The sequence below is a fragment of the Corallococcus macrosporus DSM 14697 genome, assembly GCF_002305895.1.
In the GTDB taxonomy this organism is placed as follows: Bacteria; Myxococcota; Myxococcia; order Myxococcales; family Myxococcaceae; genus Myxococcus; species Myxococcus macrosporus.
On the sequence record NZ_CP022203.1, the window covers coordinates 6,975,057 to 6,990,918 of the forward strand.

General features: G+C 65.7%; 13 protein-coding genes. All 13 read right to left on the reverse strand.

The window, feature by feature from the left end:
- Positions 1–19: 19 nt before the first annotated feature.
- Complete coding sequence (gene pilM / locus MYMAC_RS28055) at positions 20–1,102, reverse strand: type IV pilus assembly protein PilM (RefSeq protein ID WP_043712169.1); 1,083 nt, start codon at positions 1,100–1,102, stop codon at positions 20–22.
- Positions 1,103–1,316: 214 nt separating this feature from the next.
- Positions 1,317–2,732, reverse strand: coding sequence for a sigma-54-dependent transcriptional regulator (locus MYMAC_RS28060; RefSeq protein WP_095960304.1), 1,416 nt, complete (start codon positions 2,730–2,732; stop codon positions 1,317–1,319).
- A gap of 73 nt (positions 2,733–2,805) precedes the next feature.
- The gene (locus MYMAC_RS28065) at positions 2,806–3,927 is read right to left on the reverse strand and encodes a sensor histidine kinase (RefSeq protein ID WP_095960305.1); all 1,122 of its coding nucleotides are present in this window, start codon (positions 3,925–3,927) and stop codon (positions 2,806–2,808) included.
- A gap of 16 nt (positions 3,928–3,943) precedes the next feature.
- Positions 3,944–4,954: a prepilin peptidase gene (locus tag MYMAC_RS28070; protein WP_095960306.1), complete on the reverse strand. Its 1,011-nt coding sequence runs from the start codon at positions 4,952–4,954 to the stop codon at positions 3,944–3,946.
- A gap of 23 nt (positions 4,955–4,977) precedes the next feature.
- On the reverse strand, positions 4,978–5,745 hold the full coding sequence (locus MYMAC_RS28075) for an ABC transporter permease (protein WP_095960307.1): 768 nt from the start codon (positions 5,743–5,745) through the stop codon (positions 4,978–4,980).
- Positions 5,745–6,725, reverse strand: coding sequence for an ABC transporter ATP-binding protein (locus MYMAC_RS28080; RefSeq protein WP_095960308.1), 981 nt, complete (start codon positions 6,723–6,725; stop codon positions 5,745–5,747). Before MYMAC_RS28080 ends, MYMAC_RS28075 begins: the two co-directional genes overlap by 1 nt.
- Positions 6,722–7,633 carry an ABC transporter gene (locus tag MYMAC_RS28085; protein WP_239989059.1) on the reverse strand — a complete coding sequence of 304 codons (912 nt, stop codon included), beginning with the start codon at positions 7,631–7,633 and terminating at the stop codon, positions 6,722–6,724. The genes MYMAC_RS28080 and MYMAC_RS28085 overlap by 4 nt, the downstream gene beginning before the upstream one ends.
- 103 nt (positions 7,634–7,736) lie before the next feature.
- Positions 7,737–8,390, reverse strand: a complete 654-nt coding sequence (pilA, locus tag MYMAC_RS28090) for a type IV pilin protein PilA (protein ID WP_095960310.1) — start codon at positions 8,388–8,390, stop codon at positions 7,737–7,739.
- Positions 8,391–8,576: 186 nt separating this feature from the next.
- Entirely contained in the window at positions 8,577–10,013 is a 1,437-nt protein-coding gene (locus MYMAC_RS28095; RefSeq protein ID WP_095960311.1) for a sigma-54-dependent transcriptional regulator, read from the reverse strand.
- Positions 10,010–11,542 (reverse strand): two-component system sensor histidine kinase NtrB, encoded by a 1,533-nt coding sequence (locus MYMAC_RS28100; RefSeq protein ID WP_095961713.1) that lies wholly within the window; start codon positions 11,540–11,542, stop codon positions 10,010–10,012. The genes MYMAC_RS28095 and MYMAC_RS28100 overlap by 4 nt, the downstream gene beginning before the upstream one ends.
- A 61-nt stretch (positions 11,543–11,603) precedes the next feature.
- The gene (gene pilC, locus MYMAC_RS28105; RefSeq protein WP_095960312.1) at positions 11,604–12,857 is read right to left on the reverse strand and encodes a type IV pilus assembly protein PilC; all 1,254 of its coding nucleotides are present in this window, start codon (positions 12,855–12,857) and stop codon (positions 11,604–11,606) included.
- 57 nt (positions 12,858–12,914) lie between these two features.
- Complete coding sequence (locus tag MYMAC_RS28110) at positions 12,915–14,030, reverse strand: type IV pilus twitching motility protein PilT (RefSeq protein ID WP_095960313.1); 1,116 nt, start codon at positions 14,028–14,030, stop codon at positions 12,915–12,917.
- A gap of 42 nt (positions 14,031–14,072) precedes the next feature.
- Positions 14,073–15,773, reverse strand: coding sequence for a type IV-A pilus assembly ATPase PilB (pilB, locus tag MYMAC_RS28115; protein WP_013942229.1), 1,701 nt, complete (start codon positions 15,771–15,773; stop codon positions 14,073–14,075).
- Positions 15,774–15,862 lie beyond the last annotated feature (89 nt).

Genomic DNA, 15,862 nt, shown 5'->3' on the forward strand with positions numbered 1-15,862 from the left:
TCTCCAGTGGGGGGTCCGGTCAGGCCAGCTTGTCGCCCGGGCGCCGCAGCGCCAGTCCCACTGCCACCGCGGCCATGGGCGCCACGTCCATGATGAACGCGGGGTCGAACTTCCGGTTGTCCACTTCGATCTTGCGGAAGGGGTTGAGGATCTCCACCGGCACACCGGTGCGCGCTTCAATGGTCTTGAACAGCGCGGGAATCTTCGCCGTGCCGCCCGACAGGTAGACCTTGCTGAAGTTCGAGTCCGCGGCGGTGCCCGCGTAGAAGTCGAGCGAGCGCTGGATTTCTCCGGCGACCTGCTCCGCCACGCTGGAGAGCACGCGCTCCACGTCCTGAGGCACCACGGCGTCCGCGTCCGCGCCGTTGCCACCAATCTTCAGCGCCTCGGCCTCCTCGTAGGAGACGTTGAGCTGCTTCTGGATCTCCTCGGTGAACTGGTTGCCGCCGATGGTGACGTCGCGCGTGAACACCGTCGCGCCGCTGGAGATGATGTTGATGTTCACCACGGACGCGCCCGCGTTGATGAGCACCACCGTCTCGCGGTCTGGCACGTCGTAGTTGACGGAGAACATGTTCTGGACGGCGAAGGCGTCCACGTCCACCACGACCGGGGCCAGGCCGGCCTCGGAGACCACCGTGGTGTAGTCGTTGATCATGTCCTTCTTGGCCGCGACCAGCAGCACGTCCATCTGCCCGGTGGCGTCGTTGCCGCCGCCGTCCAGGATCTGCGTGTCGATGTTCACGTCCTTCACATCGAACGGGATGTACTGCTCCGCCTCCCACTGGATGCTCTCCTCGAGCTCATCCTGGGACATGCGCGGCATCTGAATCTTCTTGATGATGACCGAGTGGCCGGACACGCCGATGGCCACGTCCTTGCCCTTCACCTTCAGCTCGGACATCAGGTCCTGCACGGCCTGGACGATGGCCGTGGAGTTCATCAGCGCGCCGTCGACGATGGCCTCCGGAGGAAGCGGCTTCATCCCGAAGCTCTGCAGCGCGTAGATGACCTCGCCGCGCTTGCGCTGCTCCTTGAGGAGAATCATCTTGATGGACGTCGATCCGATATCCAGGCCGAGTACCAGTTTGCCCTTCGCCATGCGTGACTCCGTCGAGAGGCAGCCAGCGTAGCACTGGCCGTCAACCCCTCCTAAAAAGTGCCTGGAGCCCGCCTGCCCTCCGGACGGACGGGAGCCTCCCACCACCTGCTGCGCCGGGCCCCTCAACACCGTCGCGGAGGCCCGATTTTCCGGCCTCCGGCGCGTTCCGTCAAATGCCAGCCCGGTTGTCCGGTTCCTGGACCGGCCCCGCACCTCAGGCCCGCTCCGCCTCGGCGTCCGGGTCGATTCCGTACTCCTTGATTTTGTAGAGGAGTGCCCGGTGACTGATGTCCAGCAGCTCCGCGGCCCGGGTGCGATTGCCCTTCGTCTTCCGCAGGGCAGCCCGGATGTAGGACTCCTCCAGCTCCCGGATGGCCCGCTTGAGCGACAGGTCGCCACTGGCCTGTAGCGCAGCGCCTACGGGCTCCGAGGAACCAGGTGGGGCGCCGGCCCACAGCCGTTCGGGCAGGTTGGCGGGAAGGATGCGGTCCTCGTCCGCCAGCAGCACCGCGCGCTCCATGGCGTTCTCCAACTCGCGCACGTTGCCGGGCCAGGAGTAGGACTGAAGGAGCGCCTCTGCTTCTGCGGACAGCCCGACCACGGGCGGCTCCCGGTTCAGCTCGCGGTTGAACCGAAGGATGAAGGCCCGCGCCAGCAGCGGCACGTCCTCGCGCCGCTCCCGCAGCGGAGGAACGCGCAGGTTCACCACGTTGAGCCGGTAGTACAGGTCCTCGCGGAACTCGCCCTTCGCCACCAGCTTGGAGAGGTCCCGCAGGGTTGCGGCCACCACTCGCACGTTCACCTTCTCGACCCGGTTCTCTCCGACGGGACGGATTTCGCCCTCCTGGAGGACGCGCAGTAACTTGACCTGGGCTTGCAGAGGCAGTTCGCCCACCTCATCAAGAAAGAGCGTGCCGCCATCTGCTTCCGCGAACAGCCCGCGTTTGGCGGTGCGCGCATCGGTGAAGGCGCCCTTGGCGTGCCCGAACAGCTCGCTCTCGATGAGGCCGGCCGGGATGGCGCCGCAGTTGACCGCCACGAAGGCCATGGGGGCGCGGGGACTGCGAAGGTGCAATTCCCGCGCGATGAGCTCCTTGCCCGTGCCGCTCTCGCCGCTGATGAGCACCGTGGTGTCCACGGGCGCGAGCCGGGTCACCTGGTGCAACAGGGTGTGCAGCGCGGGGCTTTCCCCGAGGATGTGGCCCTCCGGCGCCGAGGGCAGTTGGGCCTTCTTCAGCCGCCGGTTCTCTCGAACCAGTCGCTCTCGCTCCTCCGCCTTCCGGAGGACGAAGACGATTTCGTCGGGCTTGAAGGGCTTCTGGACGTAGTCGAACGCACCTGCGGCGACGGCTTCCAGCGCCTGGTCTTGGGAGCCGTAGGCGCTCATCACCACCGCGGTCAGCCCGGGGTGGGCGGCCATCGCTTCACGAAGGACGGCGAGCCCATCCTTCTTGGGCATGCGCACGTCACAGAGGAGAACGTCGTAATCGCGAGCCGCCAGCTCCCGCAGGGCATCTTCACCGTCCGCGACCGCGCGAACCTCGTAGCCACCATCGGTGAGCACGAGCGTGAGGATGTGGCGGATGGAAGGCTCGTCATCGGCGACGAGGATGGTCCGGAACAAGGGCATGGCTGTCTCCGGGCATCATCCCCCAGCCGCGTGGAAGCCGGTAGCTCTCGGCCCGCGGACGCACACCTTCGCCTCAGGGTGCGGGCAAGGAGACGGTGAAGCGAGCACCTCCACCCGGAACGTTTTCCGCTTCGAGCCGCCCTCCCATGACCTGGGCCAGCCGCTGAGACACCGCCAGCCCCAGCCCGGTCCCCCCTCGCCCCTTCGTCGTGAAGAAAGGCTCGAAGAGACGCGGCATGACCTCTGCGGGAATGCCCGGGCCTGCATCCTCCACGACCAGCCGGGTCTCTCCCGCCTCACACCGAGAGGAAACTCGAACAGCCCCCTGCCCCCCCATGGCCTGGGCCGCGTTCAGCAGCAGGTTGATGACAATCTGGGAGAGTGGCCCCGCATCCGCCCGAGCGAGCGCCCCGGGCTCCAGGCGCAGGTCCACCGTCACGTCAGCCAGTTCGGGCGCGGCACGCACCAGCCTGACACAGGTCTCCACCACGGCCCCGACATCGACCGGCCCCATCGAGGTCGCGCCAGGACGCCCCAGGTCCAACAACCCCCGGATGATTCGGTCGATGCGCTGGACCTCATGGTCGATGCGCTCCAGGAAGTCCTTCAACTCGGGCGTGTCCGCCTTCGACCGGGCCAGGGCCACGTATCCGAGGATGCCCGCCAGCGGATTGCCCACTTCGTGGGCCACGCCCGCCGCCAACCGCCCCACCGTCGCGAGCCGCTCCGACGCCACCAACTCTGTCTGCGTACGCGCCAGTCGCGCGTTGGACTCGCGAAGGGACTCCATCTGCGCTCGCGTGAGCGCCTGCTCGTCCCGAAGTGCCTCGGCCATTCGTTGCAGCGAGCGCTGGATGCGCGACACCACCGAGCCGCTTTGGGTCGGAACCAGGTGAGGGTCCAACTCCAACCGTCCGAACTGCTCCACCACGGCCTCCGTGCGGCGCAGCGGACGGCCCACCATCAAGTCCAACACCACGTAGGTCAGGACCGTCAGCGCGACCAGGTCCAGGCCCAGAATGACCGGCAGGACAGCGCGCACTCGCGCAAGGACTTCTGCTTCCGCGCTGCCCTCCGGAACCCACCGGCGAATGGCCTCCAACAAGCGGAAGAGCACTGGCTGGACCGACAACCACGCGAGCCCCGTCGACAAAGAGCCCAGCAGGAACGCGACGCTGGCGAGACGCCCCTTCATCGCAGCCCCGGATGGCTCATGGGACGGCGCCCAGCATCATCGCGATGTCCGGCGGCAGAATGCGCGCCAGCCAGGGGCCCAGCAGCAGCAGTTCGAGCCCCGCGAGCGCCAGCCATGGGCCGAAGGGAATGCTGGTGCGCTCTGGAATCCACTCCTCCTCTTCGCCCTCCTCATCCAGCGGAGCATCGGGGATGGGCTGGACCAGCAGACAGACGGGAACAAGCAATAAGCGCTTCCAGAATGGAAGGCCCGGCTGCGTGAACTCCCAGGTCATGGTGAGTGGCGGCACCTCGCCCTCGGGCGTCTCGGGCTCGGCCTCCTCCGCGCGTGGCCCGGCCCGGCCGGTCAGCAGCAACATCACGATGCCCACCACGGCCCCTTGCATGGACGCAAACAGGAGGATTCCCAGCAGCGCCCGCCACGACAGGAACGCTCCCAACATGGCAACGAGGTACTTGTCCCCGGCTCCGAGCGCCTCTCGCTGGAACACCTTCCAGCCGACGTATTCCATCAGGCGGAAGGACAAGAAGCCCACCGCCGCGCCAATCAGGGCGTCGCGCAAAGCCTCTGTCCCCAGGGGTATCGCGAGCATGATTCCCGCGAGCATCCCCGACACCGTCATGGACAGCGGCAGTATCCAGTGGTCCAGGTCGATGAAGGCCAGCGGCACCAGCAGGGACACCAGCACCAGCGCTGGCACCAGCTCATAGCTCCATCCGAAGCGCCGTAGGCAGGCGAAGTAGAGCAGCCCGGTGAGCAGTTCCACCATGGGGTAGCGCGCGGAGATGGGCGCGCCACAACCCCGGCAGCGAGCGCGAAGCGCCAGCCAGGACAGCAGCGGGATGTTCTCGTACCAGGACAACACATGCCCGCATTTGGGGCAGCGCGAACCCGGCCGGACAATGCTCTGGTCCAGCGGCACCCGCGCGATGACGACGTTGAGGAAACTGCCCACGCATAGGCCGAGCACGAACAGGAACACGGCGAACAGGGGCCCGAAGTATCCCGGCAGGGAGGAATGCGTCACAGGGGACGCATCCTACCCGAGACTCAGCGGAAGTCGCGCCGCTCGAACACCAGCGACGCCAGGACGCAGAAGAGCGCGCCCCACCCCAGGGCATAGAGGGTCGCGGACCCCAACTCAGCCGTCGTGACGTCGATGGCGTAGGTCGCTCGAGGCCGGAAGTTCAACCGCTCCAGGTTGGGCAGCGCGTAGTACGTGGCCTTGCTGATCCACTGGACGAACTCGACCTGGGACTTCGTCCCCAGGTTGTAGATGTCCGAGCAGAGGTGGCCCGCGAAGTACAGGCCCGTCGTCACCAGCGCGGAGACCAACTGGCTGGCGAAGGTGGACATCAGGAACCCCGCGCTCGTGAGGACGAAGAGCTCCAGGTAGAGCCCCCACAGCGCGGCCATCTGCGGCTGGGTGATGGGTGAGCGATGCAGGACGAGCTCCACCCAGAACAGGAGCGTCATCGCCACCAGCAACACCCCCAGGGTGAGCATGTTGCCCGCGAGCCGCGCCAGCAGGAACCGGGTTCGGGACATCGGCTTGGAGACCATCAGGAAGATGGTGCGACGCTCGATTTCGCGGCTGATGAGTCCAGACGACAGATAGATGGAGAGGAAGACGAGCAACAGGCTCATCACCCCGAGCCCGAAGTCAGTCACCACCCGGTCGAAGGTGCTGACCGTGACCTCCGTGACGAGCGTGGTCGCGAAGAGCAACAGGAGCGCGAAGGCTCCGACCAGCACCGTCACCCGGTTGCGACGCGCCTCCCGAAAACCGTTCCACGCCATGGCAGCGAAGGCGCTCATCACTGAATCTCCCCGCCAACCGTCTGCCCACCTGCCTGCTTCATCGCATCCAGGAAGAGATCCTCCAGGGAGAACCGCGCGGGTTGCACGCTGCTCACACGCCCCCCCTTGTTGAGGACAGCCTGGAGCAGGGGGTGTGAATCGGCATCTGGCACTCGAAGAAGGACCCGGCTGTCCAACTGTTGCGCTTGCTCGTACGCAAAGCCCAGTGACTGCAGTTGCTCCAAGGGGAGGCCGTGAACGACCATCTCCACCGAGGGGGCCTTCGCAGAGACCAACTCCTGCACACTGCCCTCTTGAACCCTCCGGCCACCAACGAGCACCACCACCCGGTCACAGAGCGACTCCACGTCCGAGATGATGTGCGTGCAGAACAGGATGGTCGTTCCCTTGGCCCGCTCCGCCAGGATGATGTCGCGCATCTGCCGACGCCCCAATGGATCCAGACCGGAGGTCGGTTCGTCCAGCACCAGCAGGCGAGGCCCGCTGATCAGCGCCTGCGCCAGCGCGGTACGCTGCACCATGCCCTTCGAGTAGCGGCGAATCTGCAGGTCCGAGGCGCGCCCCATCCCAACCTCACCCAGCACACGCTCCACGCGTTGGTCCAGGTCGTGGCCACTCATCCCGAAGATACGGCCGGCCAGGGTCACGAACTCGCGCCCGGTCAGGTACTCGTAGAGCGAGGGGTTCTCCGGCAGGAACCCGACTTGCCGCCGGACATGCGGCCGGTCCGGGGGCTCACCGAAGAGCAGCGCCTGCCCTTGGGATGCACGAACCAGCCCCATCAGGATCTTGATGGTCGTCGACTTGCCAGCGCCATTGGGCCCGAGCAACCCGTAGACCTGTCCTGGCGCAATCTCCAGATCCAAGCCCTGGAGCGCCTTCACCTGCTTGTTGAGGAAGAAGCCGACCCGGTACGTCTTCGACAAGCCGCGGATGGAAACCGGCAGGCTCGACACGGCGGAAACACCAGCGCTCATGGCGACTCCTCCAACCCCTCGACCTGGATGCCACCTGCAGCGAGGTCTTCGCGCAGTTCCTTCTTCTTGGCGTCGTCGTACATCTCCAACCTGTAGAGCCCCGATGTGGAGCGCGCGCGCCCCCTCCGGTCAATGAAAAATTGCCCTTCCAGTGGGTCCTCCGGAATAGCGCGCAGATACCCCGCCCCCACCAGCGAAGAAATCGAGGGTGGAAGCTGACCTCGATCTCGCTGAAACGCCCCGATGGCATCATCAAGCTGGGTGAGCACACGCTCCCGCAGGAGTTCCAGAATGCGGTGCTCGTAGAACGCGCGAGACTCTTCGTCAGAAGCACTGTCACGAAGGAGCTCCGCCATCTCGAGACCTGAATCAAAGCTGCCAGCCTGGGCGTACAGTCGAGTGGCCAGCCCCGGCACGTAGGATGGTGTTCCTGGTAACTTCGCCAACCGCATGAGCAAGTCAGCGGCGGCCTTGTAGTCCCGGTCGTAGGTCATCTTGTTGTACGCAAGTTGGAACAAGAAACGGCTGTCATCCGGGAACTCGGTCAGCCCCTTGGTCAGCAACCGAGACGACAAGTCGGTATTCACCCACTGCTCACGCCCAAGATTGACGGGAGTCGTGATGGCGCCCCACTCGTACACGTAGCGGAATTTCGGATCGAGATCCGTCGCCAGGTCGGCGAAGAAGTATACGTCACGATATTCCGTGTCGGTATTGGCGCGCCCCACCTGCTGGATGCTCTGTATCCAGTAGAAGTCCGCCAGTAGCGGCTTCTGGGCCGCTCCCACCACCTCCAGCAGTTCTCTTCGCGGGAGGATGGGCCCATCCTTCGTCCGCAAGGGCTTCGCTGGCTTGTCGGCCATCACCGCGATGGAGCCGACCGCAAGGCACAGCACGACAATCCGCATGAGCACCCTGAAATCCTCGAAAAGCAAAGGGCCGCCTCCCTGGAGGAAGGCGGCCCGAGGAACAGTGGCGGGGCCACCATTCATTCCACAGCCAGCGAACCTATCAGTCGTCGCAGGCCACGTCGTTGTGGGAGTTGTACGGCGTACCGGAGGCAACAGCACCCTCCTCGGAGCAGGCCGTCACGGTGCCAAGGCCCTCGAAGCCGGCGATCACCCAATCGTCGTTGGAGACTTCGTTGTCCGCGTTGCCAACCGCGCCCGCGAAGAAGTTGCAGTTGGGGCAATCTTCCATGGTCGGCTGCACGCCGAGCGTCGTGTTCCAACCACCAGCGCCCTGCGGGGTGAAGGTGGAGACGTCGGGCTGCGGATCGGCGATGGCGCTGTTCGCACCGAAGCGGTTCGAGTCGTTGGAGATGCAAGGCACGCCGGCGGCGGCGTTCGGGATGTCAGGCAGGCTACGATCCTCGCAAGCGCCCGCCGCCGCAGACACGCGGTAGGCGTAGCGGTTGCCGCGCTCAGGAGCGAAGCCGATCTCGTTGGCGAAGTTGGAGTAGCGGTCCTTCTCGGAGAAGAACGCCTTCTGCGCCGTGTACAGCGCCTTGAGGTTCGTCTTGGCCTCGGACTGCTTGGAGCGTGCCTGGAACTTGATGAAGTTCGGGATGGCGATGGCGGCCAGGATGCCGATGATGGCGACCACGATCATGAGCTCGATGAGCGTGAAGCCACGGTTGCGGGGGTTGAATCGCGAGACGCGCATGGGGGTCCTCAAGGAAGGTTGCGACAGGGGGGCACTGCGCCCGCGGATGGCGATAGCACCTGGCATGCCACGGTAGATGGCCATGCCAACTCCGCGAATTTCCTAGCCGCGAAGAATCCAGCCCCAGGGTTCAAGTCCAAGGCTGACAAAAATCGGCAGTGGCGCTGACGAGAACTGTCGATCAGCCTACGCATCGGAGGGTCCCCCGGGCTCCAGTTCATCCGTCAGGCCGTGCTTGGCCAGCCGGTAGCGGAATGAACGGAACGAGAGGCCGAGCAGCTCCGCGGCCCGGGTCTTCACGCCTCCCGCCTGCTTCATGGCCGCCAGCAGATAGCGCCGCTCGCTGTCATCCAGATGGCGCTCCAGATTGAAGCCGGCCCCGAGCCCGGGCTCGCCCCCCTCCGCAGTCCGCGCAGCGGGTTCAGAAACGCCCCGCACCGCAGGCGGGAGCGTCGAAGGCCCAAGCAGGTCCGAGTCGGACAAGGTCGCGGCCCGTTCCACCATGTTCTGCAACTGCCGCACGTTGCCGGGGAATGGATAACGCTCCAGCAACGCCAGCGTCTCAGGTGCGAACCGCAGGCCTGGCCGCCCCAGTTCCTCCGCCATCCGCGACAGGAAGTAGCCCGCCAGGAGCGAAATGTCTCCAGAGCGCTCGCGCAGGGGGGGCAGCTCCACCGTGATCACATTGAGGCGGTAGAAGAGGTCCTCTCGAAACCGCCCGGCCTTCACCTCCGCCTCGAGCCGTCGGTTCGTTGCGGCAATGACCCGCGCCTGGAAGGGAATCTCCGCCGCGCTGCCCACGGGCTTCACCTTCCGCTCCTGGAGAACCCGGAGCAGCTTCACCTGGGTCGCCAGCGGCATCTCCCCGACCTCATCCAACATGACCGTGCCGTCGCCCGCCGCGACCAGCAAGCCTGAACGGTCATGGGTGGCCCCCGTGAATGCGCCTTTCACGTGCCCGAAGAGCTCACTCTCCAGCGTCCCCTCGTTCAGGGCGGCACAATTGAACGGCAGGAAGGGCCTGGCAGCCCGGCTTCCACGCATGTGGATGGCACGCGCCACCAACTCCTTGCCTGTACCGCTCTCCCCAGTCACCAGCACGGTGCTGCGACCGGAAGCCACCTTCTCCACCAAGGACCAGACGGCCTGCATCCGGGCGCTCTGCCCCACCGCGCCATCGAGCCCTGGAAAGAGGCGAGCACGAAGCCCCGTGTTCTCCTCTCGCAGCGAGCGCTTCTCGAGCGCCTTCTGCACGAGGAGCCGCAACTCCTCGTTATCGAAGGGCTTGCAGATGTAGTCGTACGCACCCTCGCGCATCGCCTCCACCGCGGCCGAAGGCGTTCCGTAGGCGGTGATGAGCACCACCTCCGGCGCGGCGGTACGGGCGCGTGCGGCACGAAGTACGTCGAGCCCGCTGCCGGTTCCGAGCTTCAAGTCGGAGATGACCAGGTCGACCCCATCCAGGGCGAGCAGGTCGCAAGCGGCCTTCACCCCGGCCACGCTCGTCACGGAGTACCCTTCCCGCTGAAGCAGCAGTTCGAGGTACTCGCGCATGGAAAGCTCATCGTCGACCACGAGGATGTGGCCGCGTGCGCCCGTCTCCCCTCCCGGTATCGCCGTCACAGCGGCAACCCCACCACGAACTCGGTACCCTCTTCGGGGTTGGACCTCACGCGAATGGCACCACCATGTGCCCGGATGATGGAGTGCGCCGTGGACAACCCCAGGCCCGTGCCACCATCCCGCGTCGTGAAGAACGGCTCGAACAAGTGCCCCATCATCTCCTCCGTGATGCCCCCCCCCGAGTCCCAGATGCGGATTCTCGCCTCGTTCTCGGCCCGCGTCAGTGCCACTTTCACGTGGCCGCGCGGCCCCGCGGCCTGAAACGCGTTGCGGACCAGGTTGATGAGCACCTGACGGAGTTGGTCCGGGTCAACGGAGACCGACATGGCCTCAGGCGTGGCCATTTCGACCCGCACGTCCCGAGCCAATGGGTCCACGCGGAGCATGTCCACCGTCTCCGTCAGCAAGGATGCCAGCGCCACTTGCTGGAGCACGGGTGTCGGCGGCCGCGCGAAGCGCAGAAAGTCCTCCACCAGGCGCGCGAGTCGGTCCGCCTCACGAATCAAGATGTTGGTGAGCTTCTGGCCCGTTGCGTCCTGCGCATCCTGAGCCAGCAACTGCGCTGAACCACGCATGGACGCGAGCGGGTTGCGCAACTCATGCGCGAGTTGCGCGGAGAGTGCGCCCAGGCTCGCCAACCGATCCGCGCGCTTGAGGTCATCCTCCATTCGCCGGAGCTGGGTGAGGTCCTGGAACACCATGAGCAGGGCATCAGTCTCTCCGTCGAGTGGCGTCACGGACAGCCCCAGGATGCGCCGCTTCAGCCCCCTGCCCACCACCAGCTCACTTCGAGGTGAGCGAGGAGCCAACCCGAGCACGCCAGGCAGGAGCGCCTCCAAGTCCGTCCCGACCACCTGACCGGCGTCCACCTGGAGAATCAGGGAGCCCGCGGGATTGACATAAGTGATGCGTCGCCCCGCATCACACGTCACAAGTCCCGACGGCATGGAGGACAGAATCTGTTGCTGCAGGCGCCCCAACCGCTGGAGGTCCGCCTCGCGCGCGGACAGGGCGCCACCGGCGACGGAGAGCTGACGAGACAGATAGCCCGCCAACACCGCGATGAGCACCAGCGCCAGTGCGTTGCTCCCCAGGACGAACATCACCCGGGTCGGAGGCATCAAGCCCCCAGGGGCATTTCCCAGGAACCGCGCTCCCACGACGAGCGTGGCGAAGCACAACACGGACGCTGCGGCGGCCCAGAGCGCACCGCGCCGATCCAGCACGACGGCTGCGCCGATGACGGACAAACTGTAGAGGAACGTCAGGGGCGAGTCCGCACCACCACTGAGGTAGACCAGCCCAGTGGCGATGACAACGTCGCCAACGACCTGCACCCAGGCATCGCTGAGCCCACCACGCCCGCGCCGCAGCCTCAGTCCCACCACCAGCGTCGAGACGTACGCGATGATGATGACCGCAAGCGACAGGCTATCAGCCCTGCTCAGTTCCTGACTCGGCTGCAAGTGCAGCCGCACGAGGGTGATGACGAGCGACAGACTCGCGGCCACCGTCCGGAACAGCACCAGCCATACGAGCCGCGACCTGAAGGCGCCCCCCGCCAGGAGGCGCCCACCTGCGACAGCAGCGCTACTGGATGGCGCCGGCAAGCGAGAAGATGGGGAGATACATGCCGATGAGGAAGCCACCGACCACGCCGCCGAGGAACACCATGAGCACGGGCTCAATCATCGCGGTGAGGCTGTTGATGGCCGCATCCACCTCGTCGTCGTAGAAGTCGGCGATCTTGTTGAGCATGGTGTCCATGGCACCGGTTGCCTCACCGACGCCAATCATCTGCACCACCATCGACGGGAACACCTTCGTCTCGGCCAGCGGCCCAGCGATGTTCTTTCCCTCCGCGATCTTCCCGCGGACGTAGACGATGGCATCCTCCACCGTCCGATTACCGGCCGTCTTCGCAGTCACATCGAGCGCGTCCAGGATGGGAACACCCGACGAAATCATGGTGCCCAGCGTACGGGTGAACCGGGCCACGGCCACCTTCCGAAGCACGGGACCGAACACGGGCATGAAGAGGAACACCTTGTCCCAGAACTTCCGGCCACGCGGCTGGCGGTAGCTCCAGGAGAAGGCCATCACCACCGCGGTAATCGAGCCTGCCGCGTGGAAGAAGTACTCCTGCGCCATGTGCGAGAAGTCCACGATCATCTGCGTGGGCCCCGGCAGCTCCGAGCCGAAGTCCGCGAACATCTTCTCGAAGACCGGCGTCACCTTCAGCAGCAGCACCGCCGTCACGCCGATGGCCACCAGGATGACGATGACCGGGTAGGTCATCGCGCTCTTGACCTTCGACTTGAGCTTCTCGTTCTTCTCCCGGTACGCCGCGAGCCGGTTGAGGATGGCGTCGAGGATACCGCCGACCTCACCCGCCGCGCAGAGCTGGACGTAGAGCTCGTCGAAGACCTTGGGGTGCTCCTTCAGCGCGTCCGCGAAGGTGCTGCCCTGCTCGACCTTGCCCTTGATGGCGATCAGCACCTTCTTGAAGGCCGGGTTGTCCATCTGGCTGGCCAGGATGTCGAGGCACTGCACCAGCGGCAGGCCGGCGTCGATCATCGTGGCGAACTGACGGGTGAAGACGAGGATGTCCTTGCCTTCGACGCCGCCCAGGCCGGGGATGGAGATGTCCCCGTCCAGCATGCCCTTCCTGCGGACCTTGACGGGGTTCAGGCCAAGGGACTTGAGGCGCGCGTTGACGGCCTCGACGTCCATCGCCTCCATCTCACCCTTTTTGGACTCCCCGCTCTTGGTCTTCGCCTCCCAGAGGAACTGGGCGGTGGCCTTCTTGGGAGTTGATGCCGACTTCACTGCTGGGGCTGCCATGAGCTGGACCTCCGCGGGTGCCGCGCCACTCTAACCGCTGATCTCCGAATCCCGGAACTAACGACCACCCGCTCCCCCGCCTGGCCGCTGCATCCCGGGCAGGGTCCCGCCGCCGGTGGCCAGGATGTTGCGCAGCTCCTCCGGGTCGGTGGAGCGGCCGAAGGCCTCGTCCTGGGTGATGAGCCGCCGCAGCAGCAGCGCCGCCAGGGCCTGGTTGAAGGTCTGCATGCCGAACTTCGCCTGGCCGACCTGCATGGACGAGTAGATCTGGTGGACCTTGTCCTCGCGGATGAGGTTCCGGATTGCGGGGTTGGGCACCATCACCTCCAGCGCCAGGATGCGGCCGGGGCCGCCCGCCTTCGCCACCAGCGCCTGGCTCATCACGCCCTCCAACACGAAGGAGAGCTGCGCGCGGACCTGCGGCTGCTGGTACGGCGGGAACACGTCCAGCACGCGGTTGATGGTCTGCACCGCGCTATTGGTATGTAGCGTCGCGTAGCAGATGTGGCCTGTCTCCGCGATGGTGAGCGCCGCTTCAATCGTCTCCAGGTCGCGGAGCTCGCCGACGAGCACGATGTCCGGGTCCTGGCGGAGGATGTACTTGAGGGCCGTCTTGAAGTTCCGCGTGTCCGCGCCCACCTCGCGCTGATTCACGAGGCAGTTCTTGTGCGGGTGCAGGTACTCGATGGGGTCCTCGATGGTCATGATGTGCTCATGACGCTCGGTGTTGATCTTGTCGATCATCGAGGCCAGCGTGGTGGACTTGCCCGAGCCCGTGGGGCCCGTCACCAGGATGAGCCCGCGCGACTTCTTCACCAGCTCCGCGACGACGGGCGGCAGGCCCAGCTCCTGGAACGTCAGGATCTTGAAGGGAATGGTCCGGAACGCCGCGGCGACCGCGCCACGCTGCATGAAGATGTTCGCGCGGAAGCGCGACAGGCCCTTCACGCCGAAGGACAGGTCCAGCTCGTTGTCCTCCTCGAACTTGTGCTTCTGGGCGTCCGTGAGGATGGAGTAGCAGAGCTGCTTCGTCTCCACCGGGGTCAGCGGCGCCGTCTTCAAGGGGACGAGCTCGCCGTCGACGCGAAGCTGCGGCGGAGAGCCGGTGGTGACGTGGAGGTCGGAAGCGCCCTTCTCGACCATCGCCTTGAGGAGCTGGTGCAGGTTGGCCACGGGGGGATGTCCTTCAGGGGGAGTGCGGTGGGGGAAGGTTGACTAGAAGCGGTCCGGGGCGGTGTTGCCCACCACCTCTTCCAACGTGGTGGCGCCGTCCATCATCTTGCGAAGACCGCTCATGCGCAGGCTGCTCATGCCCAGGCGGATGGCCTCCTGCTTCAGCTCCGCGGCGGACGCGCCGTTGATGACCAGCTCCTTGAGGCCGTCCCAGAAGGGCATGACCTCATAGATGGCCACGCGGCCGCGGTAGCCACGGTCGTTGCAGTCGCGGCAGCCGACCTTCTCGTACATCGTGAAGGTGCCAATCTTGTCCGGCGGCACGCCAGCGTCGATGAGCGCCTGCTCGTCCACGTTCTCCGCCGGCTTCTTGCACGCCGGGCACAGGCGGCGCGCCAGACGCTGGGCCAGGATGAGGTTGAGCGAGGCCGTCACGAGGAAGGGCTCGATGCCCATGTTGAGCAGACGGCTCACCGTGCCCGGGGCGTCGTTGGTGTGCAGCGTGGAGAGCACCAGGTGGCCCGTGAGCGCCGCCTTGACGCCGATCTCCGCCGTCTCGAAGTCACGGATCTCACCAATCATGATGATGTCCGGGTCCTGGCGGAGGAAGGAGCGCAGCGCCGCCGCGAAGTTCAGGCCGATGTCGTCATGCATCTGCACCTGGTTGATGCCGGCGAAGTTGAACTCGACCGGGTCCTCCGCGGTGGAGATGTTCGTGTCCACGCCGTTGAGGCTGGAGAGCGCCGAGTACAGCGTCGTCGTCTTGCCGGAGCCCGTGGGGCCCGTCACCAGCACCATGCCGTAGGGACGGTCGATGGCCTCCTTGAACCACGCCAGCGGCTGCGCGTCGAAGCCCAGCTTCGTCATGTCGAGCTGGAGGTTGCTCTTGTCGAGCAGACGCATCACGACCTTCTCGCCGAAGAGCGTGGGGCACACGCTCACGCGGAAGTCCATCTCCTTGCCGCCGCCCATCTTGATCTTGATGCGGCCGTCCTGCGGCAGGCGCCGCTCGGAGATGTCCAGCGACGCCATGATCTTCAGACGCGATGTAATCGCGTTGCGCAGCTTCATCGGCGGGCGCATCACCTCGTACATCACGCCGTCGATGCGGAAGCGGACGCGGAAGTCCTTCTCGTAGGGCTCGACGTGGATATCGGACGCGCGCTTCTTGATGGCGTCCATGAGGATGAGGTTCACCAGCTTGACCACGGGCGCGTCGTCCGCGGCCCGGGCCATCTCGTCGATGTTCTCCGCCTCTTCCTTGGTGACCTCGATGTCGTCACCGACGTCGCCGACGATGTCCTCCAGCGACGGGCCCTTCTCCGCGTAGTAGCGCTCGATGGCCTCGCGGATGGAGACCTCGGAGGCGACCACCGTCTCGATGTTGTAGCCGGTGAGGAACTTCAGGTCGTCCACCGCGAAGATGTTGGACGGGTCGCACATGGCCACGATGAGCGACGGGCCCGCGCGGTTGACGGGCACCACCAGGTGCTTCTCCGCCACTTCCTTCGGCACCAGCTTGATGATGTCCGGCTCGACGTCGAAGTCCTTCAGGTTGATGGCCGGCACGCCGTACTGCTTGGAGAGGAAGTCGGTCAGCTTCGACTCCTCGATGGCGCCCGTCTTGACGAGCGCCGTGCCGATGCGCGTGCCGTTCTTCTGCTGCTCTTCCTGGGCCTTGCGAAGCTGCTGCACGGAGATGAGGTTCTCGCGAACCAGCAGTTCACCGAGTCGACCGGACATTCGTTGATGCCTCTTCCTTGAAGAAGAAAGAGACGGGCGGGGGCCCGCCTCCGAGCTCAAAGACGCGGGAGCGGTGCCCGGGTGATCCA